At 67.7% G+C, this 23,087-nt stretch carries 17 protein-coding genes, 1 pseudogene and 2 riboswitches; of the genes and pseudogenes, 3 read left to right on the plus strand and 15 right to left on the minus strand.

Going from position 1 to position 23,087, the window contains the following annotated elements; translation table 11 throughout:
• Window positions 1-37: 37 nt before the first annotated feature.
• Complete coding sequence (locus KMZ30_RS16570) at window positions 38-277, minus strand: helix-turn-helix domain-containing protein (RefSeq protein WP_215520073.1); 240 nt, start codon at window positions 275-277, stop codon at window positions 38-40.
• Between the two features lie 826 nt (window positions 278-1,103).
• Entirely contained in the window at window positions 1,104-2,072 is a 969-nt protein-coding gene (locus KMZ30_RS16575) for an alpha/beta hydrolase (RefSeq protein ID WP_215514303.1), read from the minus strand.
• Window positions 2,073-2,310: 238 nt separating this feature from the next.
• Here KMZ30_RS16575 and KMZ30_RS16580 point away from each other — a divergent pair, with 238 nt between their 5' ends.
• Window positions 2,311-3,483 carry a serine hydrolase domain-containing protein gene (locus tag KMZ30_RS16580; RefSeq protein ID WP_215514304.1) on the plus strand — a complete coding sequence of 391 codons (1,173 nt, stop codon included), beginning with the start codon at window positions 2,311-2,313 and terminating at the stop codon, window positions 3,481-3,483.
• A 394-nt stretch (window positions 3,484-3,877) separates the two neighbouring features.
• Here the strand turns inward: KMZ30_RS16580 and KMZ30_RS16585 are convergent, their stop codons facing one another.
• On the minus strand, window positions 3,878-4,660 hold the full coding sequence (locus tag KMZ30_RS16585) for a hypothetical protein (RefSeq protein ID WP_215520074.1): 783 nt from the start codon (window positions 4,658-4,660) through the stop codon (window positions 3,878-3,880).
• A gap of 530 nt (window positions 4,661-5,190) precedes the next feature.
• Here KMZ30_RS16585 and KMZ30_RS16590 point away from each other — a divergent pair.
• Window positions 5,191-5,649, plus strand: a complete 459-nt coding sequence (locus tag KMZ30_RS16590; protein ID WP_215520075.1) for a hypothetical protein — start codon at window positions 5,191-5,193, stop codon at window positions 5,647-5,649.
• 522 nt (window positions 5,650-6,171) lie between these two features.
• On the opposite strand, the gene KMZ30_RS16595 is transcribed toward KMZ30_RS16590, so the two are convergent.
• The 12 genes and pseudogenes from KMZ30_RS16595 to KMZ30_RS16650 all read right to left on the minus strand — a co-directional run bounded on the left by KMZ30_RS16595 (window position 6,172) and on the right by KMZ30_RS16650 (window position 21,334).
• A complete protein-coding gene (locus KMZ30_RS16595) occupies window positions 6,172-6,855 on the minus strand; it encodes a restriction endonuclease (protein ID WP_215514308.1) in 684 nt (227 codons plus the stop codon).
• 669 nt (window positions 6,856-7,524) lie between these two features.
• Window positions 7,525-7,593: pseudogene (locus tag KMZ30_RS22660) on the minus strand (DUF2510 domain-containing protein); the annotation flags it as partial.
• Between the two features lie 610 nt (window positions 7,594-8,203).
• A complete protein-coding gene (locus KMZ30_RS22435; RefSeq protein ID WP_215514310.1) occupies window positions 8,204-8,920 on the minus strand; it encodes a S41 family peptidase in 717 nt (238 codons plus the stop codon).
• A 358-nt stretch (window positions 8,921-9,278) separates the two neighbouring features.
• The gene (locus KMZ30_RS16610) at window positions 9,279-9,527 is read right to left on the minus strand and encodes a helix-turn-helix domain-containing protein (protein ID WP_215514311.1); all 249 of its coding nucleotides are present in this window, start codon (window positions 9,525-9,527) and stop codon (window positions 9,279-9,281) included.
• Window positions 9,528-10,593: 1,066 nt separating this feature from the next.
• Window positions 10,594-11,967 (minus strand): L-serine ammonia-lyase, encoded by a 1,374-nt coding sequence (locus KMZ30_RS16615; protein ID WP_215514312.1) that lies wholly within the window; start codon window positions 11,965-11,967, stop codon window positions 10,594-10,596.
• 2 nt (window positions 11,968-11,969) lie between these two features.
• The gene (gene lipA / locus KMZ30_RS16620) at window positions 11,970-12,911 is read right to left on the minus strand and encodes a lipoyl synthase (RefSeq protein ID WP_215514313.1); all 942 of its coding nucleotides are present in this window, start codon (window positions 12,909-12,911) and stop codon (window positions 11,970-11,972) included.
• Window positions 12,908-14,200: a serine hydroxymethyltransferase gene (gene glyA, locus KMZ30_RS16625; protein ID WP_215514314.1), complete on the minus strand. Its 1,293-nt coding sequence runs from the start codon at window positions 14,198-14,200 to the stop codon at window positions 12,908-12,910. Before glyA ends, lipA begins: the two co-directional genes overlap by 4 nt.
• A gap of 9 nt (window positions 14,201-14,209) precedes the next feature.
• Window positions 14,210-14,584 carry a glycine cleavage system protein GcvH gene (gene gcvH, locus KMZ30_RS16630; protein ID WP_215514315.1) on the minus strand — a complete coding sequence of 125 codons (375 nt, stop codon included), beginning with the start codon at window positions 14,582-14,584 and terminating at the stop codon, window positions 14,210-14,212.
• A gap of 38 nt (window positions 14,585-14,622) precedes the next feature.
• Window positions 14,623-15,723 carry a glycine cleavage system aminomethyltransferase GcvT gene (gene gcvT, locus KMZ30_RS16635; RefSeq protein WP_215514316.1) on the minus strand — a complete coding sequence of 367 codons (1,101 nt, stop codon included), beginning with the start codon at window positions 15,721-15,723 and terminating at the stop codon, window positions 14,623-14,625.
• A gap of 40 nt (window positions 15,724-15,763) precedes the next feature.
• The gene (gcvP, locus tag KMZ30_RS16640) at window positions 15,764-18,613 is read right to left on the minus strand and encodes an aminomethyl-transferring glycine dehydrogenase (RefSeq protein ID WP_215514317.1); all 2,850 of its coding nucleotides are present in this window, start codon (window positions 18,611-18,613) and stop codon (window positions 15,764-15,766) included.
• A 56-nt stretch (window positions 18,614-18,669) separates the two neighbouring features.
• Window positions 18,670-18,766, minus strand: a riboswitch (glycine riboswitch).
• Window positions 18,767-18,865: riboswitch (glycine riboswitch) on the minus strand.
• A 91-nt stretch (window positions 18,866-18,956) separates the two neighbouring features.
• Complete coding sequence (speB, locus tag KMZ30_RS16645) at window positions 18,957-19,964, minus strand: agmatinase (RefSeq protein ID WP_215514318.1); 1,008 nt, start codon at window positions 19,962-19,964, stop codon at window positions 18,957-18,959.
• A complete protein-coding gene (locus tag KMZ30_RS16650; RefSeq protein WP_215514319.1) occupies window positions 19,961-21,334 on the minus strand; it encodes an MFS transporter in 1,374 nt (457 codons plus the stop codon). The genes speB and KMZ30_RS16650 overlap by 4 nt, the downstream gene beginning before the upstream one ends.
• A gap of 212 nt (window positions 21,335-21,546) precedes the next feature.
• Between KMZ30_RS16650 and KMZ30_RS16655 the strand changes: the two genes are divergently transcribed.
• The gene (locus KMZ30_RS16655; RefSeq protein WP_215514320.1) at window positions 21,547-23,058 is read left to right on the plus strand and encodes a PucR family transcriptional regulator; all 1,512 of its coding nucleotides are present in this window, start codon (window positions 21,547-21,549) and stop codon (window positions 23,056-23,058) included.
• Window positions 23,059-23,087 lie beyond the last annotated feature (29 nt).

A 23,087-nucleotide genomic window follows, 5' to 3' on the forward strand; every position in this document is an offset into this window, starting at 1 on the left:
TGCGTCATTCGTCGTGTGTCCCGTTCCCTGGGGACGCTCACTTTCGTGTCTCGTTCGTGGGTGAGGGGAGATCGAGCACGCGGGATCGGCGCAGCCGCCAGACGAGGTAGGCCGTACCGAGTCGCGGCTTGCCGAAACCGTCGAAGGGGTCGAAGCCGAGCAGGGCGGAGATGGTCTCGATGCGGGTCTGTATCGTGCTGTGGTGCACGCCCGCCAGCCGCGCCGCCTGACGCACGGACTGCGAGTGGATGACCGCCTCGATCGTCGCGACCCCCACCCGTGGACCTCGAGCTCGGCCAGTCGGTCGGCGTCAGGCTGGGCGCTCGCCGCCGGGGCGTCGGCGAGCAGGCCGACCAGGCCGCCGTACTCGTCGGCGTGGACCGTCGGGACACGTGGCGGGTCGCACAGACGGAGAGCCACGAAGGCGGTGCGGAACGAGTGATGGAGGTCCTGCGGTGTGGTGGCGACCCCTACCCCCACCGGGCTCGCCTTGAGTGTCTCGTCGACGGGCTGCGCAGGGACGATGACGGCGTGGATCGGCCCGTGGACGGTGGGCACGACGTCCTCGGGGCCGTGGGGGTGCCGCTCCCAGACGGCGAACAGGGGTGCCGTGACGAGCCGGTAGAGGCGGCTTGCGCCGAGCCCGAGGGCCCCGGCGGCCGCCATGCGTTCGTCGACCGGGGTGTCCCCGTCGACGAGGCGTCCGAGGTCTCGTCGGTGGTCGGACCCGGTTCGACTGCGGCCGTGTCGGATCCGCACTGCGAGGGCGAGCCGTTCCACGATGATCGCGTCGTTGGGCAGGGCGTCACCGACGCGCTCGAGCCAGACGGAGAGTCCGTCCGCGGTGGTGGCCGTCGCGGGGACGGGTGCGGTCGTGTCGCGGAGGACCTCGCCTCGGGGGTTCACTCGCAGAGAGCGAACCGGTTGGTCCTGGTGGAAGCCGGCCACGCAGCCCGCGAGCGATGCGGCGGCCGACAGCAGGGCGCGGGTGTTGACGTTCCCGACGACCAGCTCGTCGAAGCAGGCGATGACGCGCAGGCCGAGGCTGGCGCTGGGGTCGAGTCGGGCGATGCGGCCGAGGAGCTCTTGCACGTCGTCCCCCCTCAGTCCGCGAGGATGGTCTCGAGCCAGGTGTTGCGGGCCTTGATCATGCTCTGGCCCACCGCGGTGTGGGGCGCGAAGATGTCGCACGCGTGGAACGCACCGGACCAGACGTGCAGTTCGGCGTCGCCTCCTGCCCTCCACAGGGCGTCGGCGTAGGCGATCGCCTCGTCGCGGAAGACTTCCGCTGCCCCGACGTCGATGAAGGCCGGCGGAAGACCACGCAGGTCCTCGGCACGCGACGGGGCCGCGTACGGGGAGACGGCCTCGGTTCCACAGGTGTCCCCGAGCAGTGCCCGCCACCCCGTCTGGTTGCTGACCCGGTCCCACACCCCGACCCCGTCGAACTGGTGCATCGACGTCGTGATGCCGCGGTCGTCGAGCATCGGGTAGTCCAGGACCTGCCCGACCAAGGGTGGGCCGCCACGGTCACGTGCTGCCAAGGCCATGCCGGCGGCCAGTCCGCCACCGGCGCTCGCGCCGGCCACGACCAGCCGGTCCGGCCGGATGCCGAGGGCGTCCGCGTGGCTGGCGGTCCATTCCAGGGCCGCGTACATGTCTTCGCGGGGATAGGGGTCGGGGAACTCCGGAGCCAGGCGGTACTCGACCGTCACGAGGATGGCGCCCATCCGGTCCACCCAGTCGAGGACGAGGTCGATGCCGCTGAACCGGTCACCGAACATCAGCCCGCCGGAGTGCGCGTACACCACCGCGGGCCGTGGGCCGTCCTGGCCCGGTGGGCGCAGGACCGACACCTCGAGGGGGGCCCCGAGGTGCCCCGGGGCGACGTGCTCCTCACACGCGATGCCACGGTCGCGCAGAACGTCGTCCATCGGGGGCGAGGCATAGGAGACGCGCATGAAGTCGATGAGATCGGCGGTGATCGTCGGAGGGAACATGCCGCCGACGACGGCCAGCCCGGCGCGCAGCTCGGCGTCGAACTCGGGGCGCAGCACCGGGGCCACGGTCATCGCCACCTCCTGGTTCACGAGGGCGTCCGCGGTGCGGTGATGCCCGGTTCTCGCACGGTAGCCGCGGCGAGCAGCACTGGCCAGCGTTCCTGGCGGTCTCGTGGTGGCGCCACCGCCAGGTGGCGGGTTGGCGGCGCCGGACTGCTGACGTCCGTCGGTTTCCAGCCGGACGACGGTGGGGCAGCGTCATCCGTGACCGGACGCAACGGCGCGGACGGCCTGAACGAGGAGGGTCGCGATGACGAGGAGCATCAACGGCGAGGCGATCGACGCGGTGCTGGCGGCGGCGGTAGAGCGAGGTGCGGTCCCGCACGTCGCGGCCATCGTGGCGGACGCCGACGGGGTGTTCTACGAGGGAGGAGCGGGGGTCCGCATCCAGGGCGAGTCCGAGGACCCGGTGACGACATCGACCCAGTTCCGGATCATGTCCATGACGAAGATGGTCGCGACGACCTGCGCCCTGCAGCAGAAGGAACGCGGCGAGCTCGACTTCGCCGCTCCCATCGAGGAGTACGTCCCGGAGTGGGCCGACGTCCAGGTGCTCGACGGGTGGGACGGCGACACCCCCCGACTGCGGGCACCCGCGACGAAGGCGACGGTGCACCAGCTCGTCACCCACACCACGGGCCTGGGCTACTGGTTCTGGAACGAGGACCTGGTCCGGTTCGAGGCCGCCACCGGCACACCCAACGTCGTCCCCGGATCCATGGACGCCTTTAAGGCGCCCCTGACGACGGACCCCGGGACGGCGTTCGTCTACGGCATCAACACCGACTGGCTCGGACGGGTCGTCGAGGCGGTCGCCGGCGCGACGCTCGACGTCGTCGTCAAGGAACACGTCACCGAACCGCTCGGCATGCACGACACGATGTTCCGGCTAGACGCCGGCCGCACCGAGAACCTCGTGACGGTCCACGTGCCAGGAGACGGCGGCTGGACCTCCGCCGGCGAGATCCTCAACCAAGAACCGGACTGGTGGGCCGGTGGCCACGGCCTCTACTCGACGCCGCGGGACTACATCCGCTTCGAGCGGGCCCTGCTGCGCGGCGGGGAGCTCGACGGCACCCGAATCCTCCGCCCGGAGACGGTCGATGACGCCTTCCGCAGCCAGATCGGTGACATCCCGTTCCCCGAGGAGATCCCGACCGCCGATCCGGCCACCACCGACACCCTCCACGTCGGACCGGGCTGGACCTGGGGCTACGGACTCATGATCAACACCCAGGACGTGCCGGGGCGGCGCCGGGCAGGAAGCGGCGCCTGGGCCGGGCTGTTCAACACTCACTTCTGGGTCGACCGGACGACGGGCATCTGCGCCTCGATCTACACCAACTCCCTGCCCTTCATCACCGAGAACGACGCCTGGCGCACCTACGGCGAGTTCGAGGAAGCGGTGTACGCGGCGCTCTGACATCCAGCGACGCGCGCCGGCTCCCGGAGAACCCGTCGGGAGCCGGCGTGGCACTCGCGTCTGAAGCCTGGGCTCGATGTCGCCATCAATGGAGACAGCCGTGCCGATGCCTCGCGCACGACGGCGCCGCAGCCAGTACTCATCGGGATAAGCGCGCGGTTCGGCACGTGCCCCACTTCGCCGCGAGCCGACCTGCCTCACCGCGTCGCGGCCGGATACGAGGCGCGAACCGCGTGGGGTAGGCGGGGCCCTCCCCGGCGGCTTATGCGGGGTCGACGCAGTCCAGCTGTCTACCTCTGACGCCACCCGCCAAGATTTGGGCGTTCGGAGACCAAGGTGGCGAGAACCCGGGGGCCTCCTTCTCCAATCGTAAGAGGCCTGCGGTTGTCGTAGATCAGCCCACTGCGAGTTTGAGCTTGCCTTCTTGATCTCCGGCAAATGTCTGATACGACAACGTCCCGCCCAATCCAGTCTCGTCAAAAACATAGAGCGCGATCGCCTTGGTCCCGCCCTCAATCTCAGAGGGCGCGACCCAGCCAGACGCGGTGCGGCGCAGGCCGTCCTGGGCGACGTAGGCAGGCGCTTGGTCGACGGTCGCGTTACGACTGGCCGAGACCTCGACGACGACGTACAAGTTGCCATCACTCTGAGCGCTCGCTCCGAGGAGCGTTAGTTTCTGTCCCAAGCCTTTGCCGGTCGTTACCTTCGTTGCGATCGTCTGGTTCAGTGGCTTCCGGCCGACCCAGGTGAGGATCTTTCCGTTCTGGTCGTACTCGAACTTGGTCCACGTCGTCACCGTCCTGGTGCCTTCGACGAGCGAAATGACGCGCTTGACCTCGTTAGGCGCGGCAGTCGTTGCAGGGGCCGTGGGCAGTTCGACGCCATTGACCTTGTGTGCCTTAATGAAGGCTTGGTGGTAGTCGAGGTACCGGGCTGCGGTGCTCTTGGGCGACACGTAGGTACGGGCAGTCCCGTAATCGTCCTCGAGCACGGCGTTCACGAACGCGACCGTGTCACTCCAAGTCTCGTCCGGGGCCGCCGCAGCCTTCGCGGACGAAGCGCTCGGGCTGGCCGAGACCGTCACTGTCGCCGCGGGCGCGCTCGCACTTGGCCCGCTACAACTCGTGCTGGCGAGCATCAGTGTCATGCCGACGCCGAGAACGATGAGTCTGTGCATGTTTCCCCCTCACGCCCGATGCTATGCCGTCCCCGAGGCGGATGTGGCGATTTCCGCCTCGCGAGGGCGACCCCTGCATAACGCTGCCACCAGCGCGACGATCGGATGCTGCAGCAACTGAGATGCAAAGCGACGATGAATGGCCGCTCATCGACCGGCGCAGACGGAAGGATGCAGAGCCTTACAAGAGCTATCCACCTGCGGTGTCGGTGGGAACTGCAATTTTCAGACCATGACCGAGATTGCGTACATGGTGCGGGAAGACTGGGCCCAGCGAGGCACCGCCATGAGGGAGAGCAGCGACCGCGTCCGTTCGTGGCTCGGGGCCGCTCGACCCGCGTGGGTGGTCGGCAAGCCAGAGAAATTCGACGACAAGCTGCGCAGCGCCGACCGCGAAACATCCGTGTATATCAGCGGTGAACGTGCCCCGCGACCCGTTATCGATTTCTCCCAACTTGAGAAAATCTCGTCGCACGCTCATGCACCCCAGATCGCCGCAGTCGCGCTGCATCCATACGAAGAGGAGGACTGTGAGGCGCTTCGAACAGTCGTTGCCCGGGAAGCAGATCGGTAAGGTTTACGTGCAGATCTGGGCACGCAACGACATGGTCCGCCATTGGCTGGAAGGCATCTGCGCCACCGACCTGCACCATCCAGCGCCGTCCACGCCCCCAGACCCTCTGCATCGTGCGGCCTGCGAGTTGATAGTCAACGAGGAGTACAACGGTCTCTCCACGGGCAACGGCAAAGCCACCCTTGTCCAGCTAGTTCGGTTCATTGAGGTCGAGAGGTACGCGGCAGACATCGACGTTTGGCTCCGCGCCTACTTTGCCGCCGGGGGGTCCTTCCGGCATGCCGCGACGGTGAAGAAGTTCGTTGGCGAGATCCGGGACGGCAAGCGTCATCGCGCGCCTCAACGATTCCGCCATGAGATCGTCAGCATCCTTCGCGAGCAAGTTGAGCGGGAGCGTCCACTCCCATCTGAGTGATGCTTGCAGGTCGCGCTCGCGACCTCGGCCTGACGGAGAGACCGGATGTGCCCGCCCAGCCAGCAGCCCAGAGTGAGGGTTGGCTCTAAGTCAGCTGGGTGTCCTCCATGCGCCTGCTGGGCGACTGACGTCAAGGCGCGTCTATCCGCCGCGTACAGCGCGCAGCTAGCGGGCTGGCAACGGCTTGCGATTCGCGCGATGCCGCAAGAGTGCAACGGGCCCGACCGGGGCGAGGGCAAGCGCGACAAGGCATCCAGCTGCACCCACCCCAGGAAACTGCATTGGGTCGACAGGAACCGCGAGCAGCGCAAGCCCGAGCACCCACAGGAACCACACGCCTACCAAGCCTCGGCGCCAAGCCAACACTCCAAGACCGTTCAGAAGTACGGCCACCCCGACAAGTGCTGCAATCTCAGACCCGGACATCCCCATGGCCGAGTGTCCCAAGTCGCCAGAGCGATTGGAAGGGCCTCCTTCCGCCTGCGGCATTCCGCCGCGAGCCGGACGGCCCGGGCAGCAGCCCTAGGGGACGTTCCGAGGGAGGGCCCTGGCTGCCTCATTAACAGGGTCAACCATTGACGCAGTGACGTCGAGCACGAAGAGTGCGACACCGGTTTGCTGGGCGTAATCGATTGCGCTCTGAGAATAGCCAGCTCGAGCGTAGAAGACAGTCAGAGCGCCGTGCTGGTTCGCACCGACGAGGCGTTGCACGTCCGGTCTGCCAACCGGGGTCGTTCGGTATTTGACCTGGGCGACAACTCCACGGCCCTCGACGTCGAAACCACCATCGCTCCCAGAGGGTGCACGGTGAGCATTTCGGAACCCGAGGCTTCGGAGGTGGTCGGTGGCCAGATCTTCTGCAAGCTCCCAAGGCGCGAGGCCTCCTGTCGAGGATTCAAGATCCTCGGAGGCGTTTCGGTGCATCTGGGCGCCTAGCGCCCGCGCCCTGGTTTCGATGTCCTGGGACAACTCGCGAAGCAGTGCAGCAAGGTATTCTCGACGTTGCGTCTGTCGCGGTTTCAAGCGACTGATCTCATGCTGGATGTGTTCGATAGTGGCGGAGATGACTCCCTCCCCGGCGTCCTTGGCTGCGCGTCGGTACGCCTCGACTGCGTCCACGACTGCGCGTCGCAACTGCCACAGCCACTCGTCCACCTGGCTCAGGCCGTAGGCGAGCCGCAGCAGGTAGGTGCGCAGATTCGACACGCTGAGATTGACACTGTGATGTGCGGACCTCAAGTGGTCCGACAAGTGCTGAGGCGCTGACTTTGGGAAGCCGTTGCGGACAGCGCTAGGAAAAGGGGAGATAGCCAACGGTGTCAGCCTCGCCGTATCGCACACGAGTGCCTCCGCGTGCGAGAGAAGTGTTGCGATGCCGACGGTGGATCGAACGAGGGCGCGACTGCGCAAGTCGGCCCTCGCACAGATTTCAGCCGTCGTGTGCGCGATGACAGCGGGGTCGTGTTGCCAGAACTGCCAAGTGTTTGGGGCCGGCCCCCACTGGCGCGGAGGCTTCCAGCGATCGGGTGGTGACCATCCGCGAGGGGCGCTTGGCCAGTTTGGAGGAGCCACCCATACCAGCGGGATGGTGTCGAGATTGTCGAGACGCCAAAGGTTCGCTGTATCCGCACTCTCCGCGTGGAGGATCGCAACTGCATCAGTGAGTTCGGCGACAGCAGTTCCATCGTCGAGACCTACGGCGCTCCATAGGTCGGCGACGGGCTTCGGCCATCCCAGTGCTGGTTCCCACATCGGCGGGGGGTACCAACCCGGAGGCGATGGCGGCCAGTGGGCGTCCGCGACGAAGGTGAGCCTGACGGAATCGACCGTTGTTGCAGACCCGGGGAGGAGGCTCGTTTCCAGGGAAGGATCGCACCACTCGTTGCCATCCCACCAACGCAAGGCATCCTGCTGTCCGTCTCGATACCAGCCGGGTGGTACCAATGGAGCCTCCTCATTCGCGCTTTCAGGGGTGCCTTCAAGATGGGGCGGTGCGGATCCCCTCGGTCAGCCGGCAAGCCGACCCGGCCGGACACAACATCAAACATATGACCGTCCTCGGACACTCGAGACTGTTGAGGCCGCGAGTCGCCCACCTGCAGGGCCGTGCCGACATCCGCTAGTGGCGGGCGCAGTTGACATCAAGCCGCGCCACTCCACCGAAAGGCGACGAAACGCCCCCAAGGCTGCTCTCCGGTCGTTTGGCGCCACCTGCGGTGGTCGGGCCTGCGTGGTTCGGCCAGAGGGAGGACGGCCATGTCAACCCTTCAGATGGTTGGGCAGCCTCGAATATGCGTCACATCTCCAAGTGCTCGCAGGCCCGCTCGAGGGCCATCGAGGCGGCGCACTCGAGGTCTGGCACGACTCCGACCTGCTCCTAGTTGGTCGCCGTGACAGTGTTGACCGATCGGGCGACCGGGACCGTCACCTCGAGGTGCTAGGTGAGGCGAGATGCCTCCGCCGGGTGCGCTCCGCCAGCTGTCGTCTCGCCGACAATGGTGGCGCGGCGGTGTGCTTGCAAGTTGTAGGCGAGCGCCTCGCAACCGGAGAACATTCACGCACTGGTCAGGACGCAGATCGGCACCTCATCGGGCAGGCGCGCCGCTGCCGGGCTGGTCCAGAACTGCCGGGCGTCTCCCGCCCGGTCGATGAGGTCCTGCAAGTGGATCGGCCGGCTACCCAGCAAATACCCGCAAATGAGTGCCACCGTCTCCGGAGTTCCGCCGCGCCCCTCGCGCACGTCGATGACAAGCCGCTCGACTCCCCTCAACAACGCGAAGGCCGCGGCGACGTGCCCCTCAGCCATGTGCACCGGAGAGGTGTACGGAGCGATTTCCAACAACCCCGTCCGAGAGTCGAGCCGCCCGACCGAACGCATCCCTCCAGCGTTCTGAATCGCCTCAGCGGCACAGTGCGCCTCCCAGTCGCCTGAGCCGTCGGACACACCGGCAGTCGCACGACGCACGCGCAGATGGCGGTCGTTGTTGACCGACTGCATGCGCGCGGTCAGCTCGCCAGCGATCTCATCGTCCATGCCCTCCAAGCGAACGCCACGAAGCCTGTCGGCGATCTGCTCAGCCATCTCGGGAAACACGTATTGCTCCCGGTCGATCTCGGCGAGGCGGCCATTCAGTCCTGTGTGCAGCATGCCAAGCAGTGCAACAGCGATCCCGGTCGACCACAACTCAAAACTGCCTGGTCCAGTAGGTTGCAAGAAGTGCGCCGACCGCTCACCCACCGCAGCGGTGTCGCGTTGGGCTGCGGTGGGCATCGAGTCACGTGACACTGACGCCAGACAACTCGCCTCGCCGCCTCAGGTTTCGCAAACGATGCCGTTGTGGCCTCGGTCTCGATACCAGTGCGCGCCGGCGTAGGTCGGTCAGCCCGCGATCCGCTAAGCCAGTCATCTCAGTGCCAGCCGACTTGGCAGCAGGTGGGTGTTCGGGTGCGCGTTTGCGGACGCCCGGGGGGACCGAAGACACCTCGCAGCCCAGATGAAAGTCATTGCCAATAGCGCGCCAAGACAACCTTCTCGGCCTCGATGACACCGGCCAGTCCGTGGGTCAGTGTCTCCGGCTGCTCCCCGTGAGTGCTCAGCCAAGCAGATCTGCTCTCAACCTCGCTGGGCATCACTCATCGTCAGACAAGCTGCGAGCCCCACTCGAGCGGGTTCCCGGTGCGCCCGCGAACGTGCCGATCGTCGGGATGAGGACGAACAACGCATCGACGGCGCTCACCTCGACCCTGATCAGCCGACCGCTTCGATAGGCGGACAACTCTCCCGCCGCAACCCGTCGCCGCAGGGTCTTCACGCTCACCCCCGTCCGCCGAGCTGCCGACGCCAGCGACTCAAGGTGTCGCTCCATGGTGACCGACATCTGACCACCTCCTCGATGCCCAAGGGCCACATGCGGGACCCGGTGGACCTATCTGTCTGCACGAAAGGCCGGCGCGCACCCTCCTCGATGACCAGCGTTCTGGCCGATGAATCGGTCCATCCCCGCTCGCGGCGTCCTCGCGGGGTGTCAGGCTCAGGGAACGCTGGCTGACAGCCCACGTCCCTCCCGTCGCGCACACACGGCTGGAACGAGTGATCTGTCTCCCCCTTCTCCTGACGGCTACAGGCCGATGGCGACTTCGCACACAGGTTGAGGTCGATCGCCGACGCCGGCTGGGGCGCTCCGAGTACGGACGCGAGGCGTGGGCCGAGGTCGACGGGCGCCGCTCCTTCAGGCTGCCCGCGCGACGGCCGTCGGCACAGCCATGGACGACCAACCTCGTTAACGGCCCGAGCCTGCCCCGCCGGGCCCATGGTCCGCTCCCCCAGTTGCCCGGCATCGCACGCGCACCGCACGACCCCGACAACCAACGGATGCTGTCCGTGGTCTGCCACGGCCGCCCCCGGCGCGGCAATTCAGTTCGCGCCTCCTCACGCGCTGCGCCGAGGTCTCGACCTCGGGGCGGTGCCACCTCGAAGCATCGCCCCGCCGGTGCCGCAGACCCTCGGCAGCGTAAAGAGCTCGGCGATGAGGGGCTGATCAGGCCCTCGGGGCGACCCCTGGTTCCCGCTTGGCCGTGGGCGCAGGACGGATGACGGCGACCAGGTGCGTAACGTCCTGGTGACGACGATGTCTACACGGCTTGCGGCCACGAACGATTGGGCCCACGACGACCGTCGGCACCAGCAGCGCTGCTGCCAGGACGATCAGGCGGTGGTCCGGCGCACCCGGGCGACGAAAAGCCAAGACCGGCCCCAGGAGCGCAGCTGTCGGACCGCTTCCGGCCGCGGAGGTCGACGGTGTGGTGGTCATGGGATTCATCCCTGCCGGCGGTGGTCGCCACCACAGCCAGACTCATCCAGTCCGTAGTCGCCCGGCCCCTCGACGCGTGCCACGCTCGCCCTCCCCAGCAGTCCGTACTCGGATCGTGAACCGCCCCGGCTGCTCAACACTCGATCACGTTAACGGCCAGACCACCACGTGCCGTCTCCTTGTACTTGACTTTCATGTCGGCTCCGGTCTCACGCATGGTCTTAATGACCTTGTCGAGTGACACGATGTGCGTGCCGTCCCCGCGCAGGGCGGTGCGGGCCGCAGTGATGGCCTTCACGGCTGCCACCGCGTTGCGCTCGATGCACGGAATCTGCACCAGTCCGCCGACGGGGTCACACGTCAGACCTAGGTTGTGCTCCATCGCGATCTCGGCAGCGTTCTCCACCTGATGCGGCGTCGCACCGAGCACTGCCGCGAAGGCGCCGGCGGCCATGGAGCACGCCGAACCGACCTCACCCTGACAGCCAACCTCGGCTCCCGAGATCGAGGCCGTCTCCTTGTAGATGACGCCAATGGCCCCAGCCGTCAGCAGGAAGCGGCACACCCCCTCGTCGTCCGCGCCGGGCACGAACCGCGTGTAGTAGTGCAGCACCGCAGGGATGATGCCGGCCGCTCCGTTGGTCGGTGCCGTCACGACGCGGCCCCCGGCAGCGTTCTCTTCATTCACCGCCAGCGCGTAAAGCGTGATCCAGTCCATCCCCTGCAGCGGATCCGGGCGATGCTCCTCGAGCAGCAACTTGCGCGAGAGCTGCGGCGCCCGCCGCCGCACCCGCAGGCCGCCCGGCAGCGTGCCCTCCGTCGCCACGCCCTTGGCGACGCACTCCTGCATCACGTCCCAGATGTGCATCAGGCCGGCGCGGACATCCGCTTCGCTCCGCCACGACAGCTCGTTCTCGAGCATGATGCGCGAGACCGACTGGCCCGTCGACTCACACAGGGCGAGCAGCTCATCGCCGGTGCGGAACGGATGCGCCACGGCGGTCGTGTCGGCGACGATGCTGGTGTCGCCGGCCGAGTCCTCGCCCACGACGAAGCCGCCGCCGACAGAGTAGAAGGTCCGCTCGGCGAGCACCCCGAGATCGTCGTCGAGGGCGGTGAAGGTCATGCCGTTCGGGTGCAGAGGCAGTGAGCGACGCCGGTGCAGGATGAGGTCGGCATCGGGCTCAAAGTGGATCTCGTGCTCACCCAGCAGCGAGAGACGCCGGGTGTCGCGCACCTGCCCGAGCAGTCCCTCGACGGCGTGCGGGTCGCACAGCTCCGGCCGCTCGCCGGATAGGCCGAGGAGGACCGCCTTGTCCGAGCCGTGCCCGTACCCGGTCGCGCCCAGCGAGCCGAAGAGCTGGACCAGCACCCTGGCGGTGTCCTTGAGCCGCCCCGCGTCGCGCAACCCCTCCGCGAAGAGGACCGCTGCGCGCATGGGCCCGACCGTGTGCGAGCTGGACGGGCCGATCCCCACCGAAAACAGATCGAAGACGCTGAGGGCCATCGTCAGGCTCCCTTCGCGGCGGCGACTGCGCGCACCGCCGCGGCGTGCAGGCGGCCGGCCCGGTAGGAGGAGCGCACCAGCGGTCCGCTCATGACGCCGGCGAACCCGAGCTCCCGTGCCACGACGGCCAGCTCGTCGAACTCCGCAGGCTCCACCCACCGCGACACGGGGTGGTGACGCAGCGACGGGCGCAGATACTGCGTGATGGTGACCAGGCGGCAACCGGCGGAGGCGAGATCGGCGAGAGCGGCGTCGACTTCGTCACGCTCCTCCCCCATGCCGAGGATGAGGTTGGACTTGGTGACCGCACCCCGCTCGGCGGCGTGCCGGATGACGTCGAGGCTGCGCTCGTAGCGGAAGCCCGGTCTGATCCGGCGGAAGATCCGCGGGACGGTCTCGATGTTGTGGGCGAAGACCTCCGGTGCCGCCTCGAGTACCTGATCGACGAGGTGCGGTCGACCGCTGAAGTCGGGCACGAGGATCTCCACGCCCACGCCCGGTGCCCGGTCGTGGATCTGCCGCACGGTCTCCGCCCACAGCCACGCGCCCTCGTCCTCGAGGTCGTCACGGGTGACCCCGGTGACCGTGGCGTAGCGCAGGCCCATGGTCACGACCGACTGCGCCACCCGGCGCGGCTCGTCCAGGTCGAGCGGCTGCGGTCGGCCGGTGGCGATCTGGCAGAAGTCGCACCGACGCGTGCACTGGTCGCCACCGATGAGGAAGGTGGCCTCGCGGTCCTCCCAGCACTCGAAGATGTTGGGGCAGCGCGCCTCCTGACAGACGGTGTGGAGGCCCTCGCGCTCCACGGTCCTGGCCACGGCGGCGTACCCCGGGCCCGTCCGTAGCTGTTGGCGCATCCACGGCGGCTTGCGACCCACCGGCGTCACCGCGTTGCCGGCCTCGACGCGCAGGAGCCGGCGCCCGTCCGGGGCGACCGCGGTCACGACGACAGCTCCGGCACCGCCGGGTACAGCGGGTGCTTGGCGGCGAGTGACTCCACACGCGAGCGCAGGCCAGCGGCTGCGTCGTCGGACAGCTCGGGCTGCAGGGCTGCGACGATCACATCCGCGACCTCCTCGAAGTATCGTGCATCGAAGCCCCGGGTCGCCAGCGCCGAGGTGCCGATACGCAGGCCCGAGGTCACCATCGGGGGACGTGGGTCGTTGGGGACCGCGTTGCGGTTGACGGTGATGCCGATGCGGTGCAGCCGGTCCTCGGCCTGCTTGCCGTCCAGCTCGGAGGCCACCAGGTCGACGAGCACCAGGTGCACGTCGGTCCCACCACTGAGCACCTTGAGCCCGGCCTGCGCGGCGTCCTGACGCATCAACCGGTCCGCCAGGATCCGGGCGCCCTCGAGAGTCCGGCGCTGCCGGCCCTTGAACTCCTCGCCCGACGCCACCAGGAACGTGACGGCCTTGGCCGCGATGACGTGCTCGAGCGGGCCGCCCTGCAGGCCCGGGAAGACCGCCGTGTTGAGCTTCTTGGCGATGGCCTCGTCGTTCGTGAGGATGATGCCGCCGCGCGGACCGCCCAGGGTCTTGTGGGTCGTGGACGTCGTAACGTGCGCGTGGGGCACCGGGTTCGGGTGGAGGCCCGCGGCCACCAGACCGGCGAAGTGCGCCATGTCGACGAAGAGGAAAGCCTCGACCTCGTCGGCGATCTCCCGGAAACGCGCGAAGTCGAGCGTGCGCGGGTAGGCCGACCAGCCGGCGATGATCATGCGGGGCCGGTGCTCGTGGGCCAGACGGGCGACCTCCTCCATGTCGACGAGGCCGTCCTCCCCTACGTGGTAGGGCACGACGTCGAACGTCTTACCGCTGTAGTTCAACCGCATGCCGTGCGTGAGGTGCCCGCCGTGCGCCAGGTCGAGCCCGAGGATGGCGTCGCCGTGCTGCAACAGGGCGAAAAACACCGCCGTGTTGGCTTGAGCGCCGGAGTGCGGCTGGACGTTGGCGAAACCGGCGCCGTACAGCGCCTTCAGACGGTCGATGGCGAGCTGCTCGACGACGTCGACGTGCTCGCAGCCGCCGTAGTACCGCCGACCGGGGTATCCCTCGGCGTACTTGTTGGTCGCGACCGATCCCTGGGCCTCCATGACCGCGAGGGGCGCGAAATTCTCCGAAGCGATCATCTCCAGGGTCGACTCCTGCCGGCGGAGCTCGGCGTCGAGCGCTGCGGCAACCTCAGGGTCGACCTGTGCGAGGCGCTGGTTGAGCAGGTTGTGGTCCGTCATCGCTCCTCCTCACCCCTGCTCAGCGAGCCGGGCGTAGGCGTCGGCGTCAAGCAGGCCATCAGGCGAGGCGACGCGCAGGCGCAGCAGCCATCCGGCACCGTACGGGTCGGTGTTGACGAGGCTCGGGTCCTGGACGACGGCGTCGTTGACCTCGAGCACCTCCCCGTCGGTGGGGGCGTACAGGTCGCTGACGGACTTCGTGGACTCGATCTCGCCGCAGGACTCGCCGGCGGTCACGGCGCTGCCCGCGTCGGCCAGGTCGACGAAAACGACGTCGCCGAGCGCCTCGGACGCGAGCTCGGTGATGCCGACGGTGGCGACGTCACCGTCGACGCGCAGCCACTCGTGGTCCTTGGTGTAGAGCAGGTCGGTGGGCAGATTCATGCTGAGCTCCTTGAGATGACGGGTGTCGGGATCGCTGGTCAGCGCGGCCGGCTATAGAAGGGCAGGGAGACGACGTCAGCCGCGACCTGCTGGCCGCGGACGTCGACGAGGAGCCGGGTGCCCGGCTCGGACAGGGCGGTGTCGACGTAGGCCATCGCGATGGGGTGGCCCAGGGTCGGGGACGGTGCTCCGCTGGTCACGAAGCCCACGGGTGACCCGCTCGCGGGGTCCAGCACGGTATACCCCGACCGCGGGGCGCGGCGTCCGTCGGGCCGCAGCCCGACCCGCACCCGGGTGATCTCGTGGTCGACACGCTCCTCGAGCGCGGCGCGCCCGACGAAGTCGCCCGGCTTCTCGAGCTTGACCACGCGACCCAGGCCCGCCTCGTAGGGCGTCAGGTCGGCACGGAGCTCGTTGCCGTACAGCGGCATCCCCGCCTCCAGGCGCAGCGAGTCGCGGCACGCCAGGCCGGCGGGGACGAGGCCGTGTGGGGCACCCGCCTCGGACAGCGCCTCCCAGATGCCGACGGCGTCCGCGGGGTCGCAGAAGATCTCGAACCCGTCCTCGCCGGTGTAACCGGTCCGGGCCAGGCGCACCGGGCGGCCGGCGACGCTCGCCTCCTGGATGGCGTAGTACCGCAGGGCGCCGAGGTCGGCGTCGGTCAGCCCACCGAGGATCGTCGAGGAGCTGGGCCCCTGCACGGCGATCAGCGACCAGTCGTCGCAACGGTCCTGGACCTCGGCGTCGAACCCGCAAGCGCGCTGCCGCAACGCGTCGAGGACGACTGCGGCGTTCGAGGCGTTGGCGACGACCATGTAGCGCTCACCAGCCAGCCGGTACACGATCAGGTCGTCGAGGATGCCGCCGTCCTCGTTGCAGATCATCGTGTACCTCGCCTTCGCGACGGCAAGGGCGCTGATGTCGCCGACGAGGGCGTGGTCGAGCAGTGCGGCGGCGTGCGGTCCGACGACCTCGATCTCGCCCATGTGCGAGAGGTCGAACAGGCCGGCAGCGGTCCGCACGGCGCGGTGCTCCGACAGCTCGCTGCCGTAACGCAGAGGCATCTGCCAGTCGGCGAAGTCGGTGAAGTGAGCGCCTGCGGCGTGGTGGACGGCGTGCAGGGCGGTGGGCTTGGACATCTTGGCCTTTCTGGGGTTCGGTGGACCGGGATTGAGGCGCTCAGACCTCGAACGACTCCGGTGGTGGGCATGAGCACACAAGGTGGCGATCACCGTGGCTTTGGTCGATGCGGCGCACCGGCGGCCAGTACTTGTTCGCCGTTGTGCCGGCGGGGTACACCGCCTCGGCGCGGGAGTAGGCGCGGTCCCACTCGCCGACCAGCAGCCCCGCGGTGTGGGGGGCGCCCCGCAGGGGGCTCGACTCCGCCGTGAAGGTGCCGTCGGCCACCGCGTCGATCTCCGAGCGGATCGCGATCATGGCCTCGATGAAGCGGTCGACCTCCCGCAGGTCCTCCGACTCGGTCGGCTCGACCATGAGGGTGCCGGCCACCGGGAAGGACATCGTCGGGGCGTGGAACCCGTAGTCGATGAGCCGCTTGGCGACGTCGTCGACCGAGACGCCGGTCGCCTTGGTCAGGGGCCGCAGGTCCAGGATGCACTCGTGCGCCACGAGCCCGGCGGAGCCGGTGTAGAGGGTCGGGTAGTACGGCGCCAGGCGCTTCGCGACGTAGTTGGCCGCAAGCACGGCGACCTTCGTGGCCTGGGTCAGGCCCTCGGCGCCCATCAGGCGCACGTAGGCCCAGCTGATCGGCAGGATCCCGGCGGACCCGCACGGTGCAGAGCTGACCGGACCGACCCCGTCGCGGCGGTTGAGGTCCGGGTGCATCGGGTGCGACGGGAGGAAGGGCGCCAGGTGCGCGCCCACCCCGACCGGGCCGACGCCCGGCCCGCCACCACCGTGCGGGATGCAGAAGGTCTTGTGCAGGTTGAGGTGCGAGACGTCACCACCAAAGGCCCCGGGCGCCGCCAGACCCAGGAGGGCGTTGAGGTTGGCGCCGTCGACGTAGACCTGGCCGCCATGCGCGTGCACCACCTCGCACAGCTGGGTGATGCCCTCCTCGTACACGCCGTGCGTCGACGGGTAGGTCACCATGATCGCCGCGAGCTGCTCGGTGTGCTGCTCGCACTTGGCGCGCAGGTCCACGAGGTCGACGGTGCCGTCCTCGAGGCTCTTGACCACCACGACCCGCATGCCGGCCATGACCGCCGAGGCGGCGTTCGTGCCGTGCGCGGAGGAGGGGATGAGGCAGACGTCGCGTGCCTCGTCGCCGCGTGACTGGTGGTAGGCACGGATGGCCAGAAGCCCAGCGAACTCGCCCTGGCTGCCGGCGTTGGGCTGGATCGACACCTTCGCGTACCCCGTCACCGCGGCCAGCCAGGACTCCAGCTGGTCGACCAGGGTGGTGTAGCCGCGCGCGCTCTCGGCCGGCACGAAGGGGTGGACGTTCGCGAACCCGGGGAAGCTGATCGGCTCCATCTCGGTCGTCGCGTTGAGCTTCATGGTGCAGGAGCCCAGGGGGATCATGCCCCGGTCGAGGGCGTAGTCCTTGTCCGACAGCGAGCGGAGGTAGCGCAACATCGAGGTCTCGCTGTAGTGGGTATTGAACACGGGGTGGGTGAGGAACTCCGAGGTACGCAGCAGCGCCCGCGGCAGACGATCGCTGCCGCCGTCCGGCGCCGCGCCGCCGGCACCGAACGCCTCGAGCACGACGGCGACATGGCTCGGCGACGTCGTCTCCGAGCAGCTCACGCCCACGTGGTCCTCGTCGACCCGCCGCAGGTGGACCCCGCCGGCAGCAGCCTTCCCGAGCACCTCCGCGGCCCGACCCGGCGCCCGGGCCAGCAGGGTGTCGAAGAAGGAGTCGTGCAGGAGCTCCACACCGGCCGACTCCAGGCGGTCGGCCAGGACTGCAGCGGTGCGGTGGACGCCCCGTGCGATGGCGCGCAGGCCTTCCGGACCGTGGTACACGGCATACATCGACGCCACGACGGCGAGCAGTACCTGGGCGGTGCAGATGTTGGAGGTGGCCCTGTCGCGGCGGATGTGCTGCTCGCGGGTCTGCAGCGCCAACCGGTACGCCGGGTGGCCGTCGGCGTCGATGCTGACCCCGACAAGCCGGCCGGGCAGGCTACGCTCCAAGCCTTCTCGAACGGCGATGTAGCCAGCGTGAGGGCCGCCGTAGCCGAGCGGGACGCCGAAGCGCTGAGACGAGCCCACCGCGATGTCGGCGCCCCACTCGCCCGGCGCGACGAGCAGGGTGAGGGCGAGCAGGTCGGCGGCCGCGGTGACCAAGGCCCCGCGCTCGTGTGCCGCCTCGACGAGCGCGCGGTGGTCGGAGACCGCCCCGGACGCACCGGGGTACTGGACGACCACGCCGAAGAGGTCTCCGTCCGGGAGTCCGTGACCGAGGTCGGCCACGACCACCTCGACACCGATGGCGCGGCACCGGGTCTGCAGCACCGCCAGACTCTGGGGCAGCAGGTCCGAGTCCACGACGACGCGTTCGGCCTTGACCCGGCTAGCGCGGCGCATCACGGTCACGGCCTCGGCCACCGCCGTTCCCTCATCCAGGAGCGAGGCGTTGGCGGTGGGGAGCGCGGTGAGGTCGCCGATGAGGGTCTGGAAGTTGATGAGGGCCTCGAGCCGGCCCTGACTGATCTCCGGCTGGTAAGGCGTGTAGGCGGTGTACCAGGCCGGGTTCTCGAGGACGTTGCGGCGGATCACACCTGGCAGCACTGTGCCGTGATAGCCGAGACCGACCATCGGCTCACCGGGCTCGTTGCGGTCAGCCAGACCACGCAGCTCCGCGAGCACCTCCTCCTCGCTGGCCGCGGCCGGCAGTCCGAGCAGCTCGGCTGACCGCAGGCCCTGGGGCACGGCAGCATCGACGAGCGAGTCGAGGGATTCGTACCCGAGCTCGGCCAGCATGGCGGCCTGGTCAGCGTGCGCGAAACCGATGTGTCGGGCGACGAAGGCGCCGTGGGCAGGGTCGATGGAGTCGACGGACATGGGCGGGAGGCTCCCTGGGTCGGGTGTCCGCACTGAGGACACCGTTGGATAGGTGACCTCCCCGCTCTGTCATGGGCCTGAGAGCTTCACCGTCACGTGGGGCGGCTTGCACCGTGGGCGCAGGCCGATGTGGCCTGACTTTTCAGAGTTCGCCTCATTGCAGCGGTCATGGGGGCCTGAGAGATTCGTGGGGAGATTTGCTCCTTCGGCGCCCGACCGTGGTGTCGGCCGGGACTCTCCCGCTGCAGTTCGAACGGCGATGATGAAATTGTTGGAATGGATGTTGGCATACCCGGACATCCAGTGTGGGTGGCGCAACGCGTGCGCCACCCACACCGTGACGTCACACGGAGGCCAGCGCTTGGGCGGGTAGGCCCGGTGCGTTGCCGATCTCGTGGTTCGCCATGAGGGTGACGAGGTCGTACACCACGGTGGCCGCCGCGACGGTGGTCGTTTCGGCATGGTCATAGTTGGGCGCGACCTCGACGACGTCGGCACCGACGATGTTCAGTCCGTTGAGCTGACGCAACATTGCCAGGAGCTCGCGACTGCTCAGCCCACCCGCCTCGGGTGTACCCGTTCCTGGGGCGAAGGCCGGGTCCAGGACGTCGATGTCGATGGACAGGTACACGGGGGTGTCTCCGACCCGCTGCCTGACCTGCTCAACGGCAGCGTCGATGCCGATCCGGTCGAGGTCGCTAGCGCGGATCGTCTTGAAACCGAAGTCTGCGTCTTCCTTGAGGTCAATCCGGTCGTAGATCGGACCGCGAATGCCGAGGTGCATCGAGTGGTCCTCAGCGAGAAGGCCCTCCTCGAAGGCCCGGCGCAGCACGGTGCCATGGGTCACCGGTGCATTGAAGTAGGTGTCCCACGTGTCCAGGTGCGCGTCGAAGTGAACCAGGGCGACGGGTCCGTGCTGTCGGACGACGGAGCGCAGCATGGGCAGAGCGATGGTGTGATCACCGCCGACGGCGATGACCCGTCGGTCGCCGCTCCCCCCCTGCACGTCGTGAGCATGCGCCTCGATCTGCTGGATGGCCTCGTCGATGCTGAAGGGCGTGCACGCTACATCTCCGGCGTCGACCACCTGGACCCGTTCGAAGGGAGCCACATCAAGCTCCACGTGAAAGGCAGGGCGGAGGTGGCGTGAGGACTTGCGGACCTCCAGGGGGCCAAAACGAGCACCGGGCCGGAACGATGTGCCGCCGTCGAAGGGCACCCCCAGGACAGCGATGTCGTAGTCGCTGACCGTGTGGATCTCGGGAATGCGGGCGAAGGTGGACAAGCCGGCGTAGCGCGGGACCTCCGTGCCACTCACAGGCCGGACGGGGTTGGGAACGCGGGTGCTCATGGCTTTGCCTCCAAGGCTGAAAGGGTCGTGTTCGTAGGTGTCGTGGAGTCGTTTTGAGATCGACCGGAGGCGTCAGACAGGCTGCGACCCGCCGTTTCCACACCCCAGGCAATCGTGACTGCGAGGCCGACGACGGAGATGGCCGCTCCGGCAAGCAGCACCCAGTTGACCCCGTGATCGAGGGCAAAGGGCATGAGGTACACCGCGACGGCCGCACCGATCCGGCTGGCCGCCGTGCCGATACCCACGGCCGTCGCACGGACCTCCGTCGGGAAAAGCTCGTTGGGGTACACGATCTCGAGGAAGTTGGATGCGCCCGAGAGCAAGGCAAACGCGCAGATCGCGCCGAAGACAAGAATGAAAGGCAGCCCGGGGACCAAGCCGGCGACCCCCCAGATCAGCGCGATCCCGGCGAACGTGTAGACGAGGAGCGCCTTGCGGCCGATCTTGTCGACCAGGAACAAGCCCGGCACACCGCCAACCACGAAGAGGGCCGCCAGGAAGACCTCCGCGCCGTTTCCAGTCAGGCCCACCTTCGCCAAGATGTCGAAGGAGAATGAGTAGATCGAGAGCAGCGGGATGACCTGGCACATCCAGAAGAGGCTCACGAAGAGTGTGCGAGTCAGGTACGGAGGGCGAAACACCGATGCGAGAGTCACTCGATGCTCCGGCTCCGGCTCGCCGAGATGCTCAACTCCGTACTCGGGGCCGTAGACCTGCTTGATTGACCGGTCTGCTTCTTCAACGCGGCCCTTGTTGATGAGCCACCGGGGAGACTCGGGCGTACCCAGCCGCATGATCAGGGTGCCAACAGCAAAGACCGCCGCGCTGGCCAGCATCCAACGCCAGGCAGCATCACCAGCCAGGTTCGTACAGATGATGGCGACGACCGGCGCGGCGGTGGCGCCGACGGCCCACACGACGAACGTGGCCCCGAGCATGCGTCCTCGGTACCTGGACGGAAGGTACTCCGCCAGCAGTGACGTCGCGATCGGGTAGTCGGCGCCGATCGCCATCCCGATGAGGAACCTCAACACGATGAGGTGCCACACCTCAGTGGCGAAGAAGCTCAGCACCGAGAAGAGGGCAAGGGCTAAGAGGTCAAGGATGTACATCACATGACGACCCACCCTGTCGGTGACCCACCCAAAGACACCGCCGCCTACGAAGATGCCGACGAGGACCGCGGCCGCAATCATCCCCTTGTCCGCGCTGGTGACCGTGAAGGACTTCCCCATGGTTGCCCAGGTGAAGCCAATGATCGCGATGGCGAACCCGTCGATGAATGGGCCGCCCGAAGAATAGAGAGTGAGCTTCTTGTGAAACGCAGTCAGTGGGGCCTCGTCGATGAGACCACTGGATGAGGACATCTTGAGCTCCTTCCCGCAGCGCGGGTGGTGCGGAGGTGGTGGCAACTGCCTCGGGCGGGCCGATGCAGAGGAAGAGCTGCTCTGTGTCGAAGAGACTCCGCTCTCGCGACCCTCTTGGGAAGGATGACGGCGCTCGAAGATTGATCTCGGTCGCTGTGCAATCGCACAATAGGTCTATGGCGATTGCCCATCTCGGGCGTATCTTGACCGTCATGGGCATCACCGTCGGCGAACTGCTCGACATGCCGCACCTCCACCTGCGCCTGCACTCGGGAAGCGCCGGCTTGGTGCGGGAGACGACGTGGACCCATACGTCCGATCTCCCACAGCCGTGGCAGTGGCTGACTGGAGGGGAGCTGTTGATGACCAACGGCATGTCCTTCCCTCGCAGGGCATTGGATCAGGTCCACCTGCTGGAGGAGTTGGACCGAGCAGGGGCGTCAGCGCTGGCCATTGGGGAAGAGATGTACTGCCCTAGGCTGACCCGACGGTTCACTGAGACGAGCGACCAGTTGGGCATCCCCGTCCTATGGATTCGCTACCCGATGCCCTTCGTGGCGATTTCCCGCGCCGTTGCCGAGGCAACCCTGCTCGAGCAGTCTCAACGCCTCATGCGCACCGCACGCATCTACGACGTCATCCGGCGTACCACCACCGGCGGTGGTGACAGGTCAAGGGTGGCGCAGCTGATCGGTCAAGAATTGCGCTGCCCGGTCTTCATCTGCGACCGCTTGACCGGCCGCTCTTACCACCCCAGTAGTGCCAGCCCTCCGCCCGCCGTCAGTGAGGCGGTACGACGGGCATCGGCCGAAGGCGTCATCACAGCGGGAGGCCGTTCGTTCACTTCATCCGACGGTGCTGACGTGTTGGTGTTGGAGGTTCCTACGCATGAGCAGGCCCTGCTTGTCGTCGTCCGCGAGGGGGGAGCGGCGCTGGACGCCATCCTGCTTCAGCATGCGGCCACCGTTGCAGCGCTGGAGCTGTCCCACCTGCATCTAGCACTTGAGCATGAGCGTCGCGCCGGCGCGGAGTTGATGGCACAGCTGCTCGAGGGCCGGATCCAAGAGCGGGCGGCCCTGGACCAGTTGAGGGTGTTCAACCTCGAGGCCCGAGAGAGCGTTGCCGTCTCTGCCACGGCCGCTGACATCGACCAATTGCGCGACCTGCACGTCGCTCTCTGGCGCATGGGAATTCCACACGTTGTAGCGCTTCGTGGTGACATCGCGCATGGGCTGATCCCCTCTGGTGAGAACGTCGTCCCTGACCTGATGCGTGCCTTGGGCCCATCCGGACGGCTCGGGATCAGCAAACCGCTGGTCACGGCCAGCGGTGCCGCCGATGCTGCGCGAGAGGCGACTTGGGCGCTTGGCACCACACGAAACTCGACCGAGCGGGTGGCGCGATATGGGAGCGTGAGTTCTTGGGGAGGGCTGCGAGATGTGGATGATGCCCGAGCCTTGGTGGAACAGTGGCTAGGACCGCTTTTGACCCACGATGCCCAGCACCACAGCGACCTCGTGGCAACACTCTCTTCATTCCTCAGCAACGGTCGGAGCTGGCAACGGACCGCCAGCGACCTTAATGTCCACCGGCAGACGGTCCTCTATCGCATCCACAAGGTTGAGGAGCTCACGAACACCAGCGTGAGCCAGACCGCTCATCTTGCACAGTTCTGGTTGGCCCTTGAGGCGCGCTCACTGCTCGGCGGCGAGCTAGCGCCATAGCCGGCTTCTCCGTTCCGAGTTCACACCAT

It is taken from the genome of Phycicoccus mangrovi, from assembly GCF_018729305.1.
Lineage (GTDB): Bacteria > Actinomycetota > Actinomycetes > Actinomycetales > Dermatophilaceae > Phycicoccus > Phycicoccus jejuensis.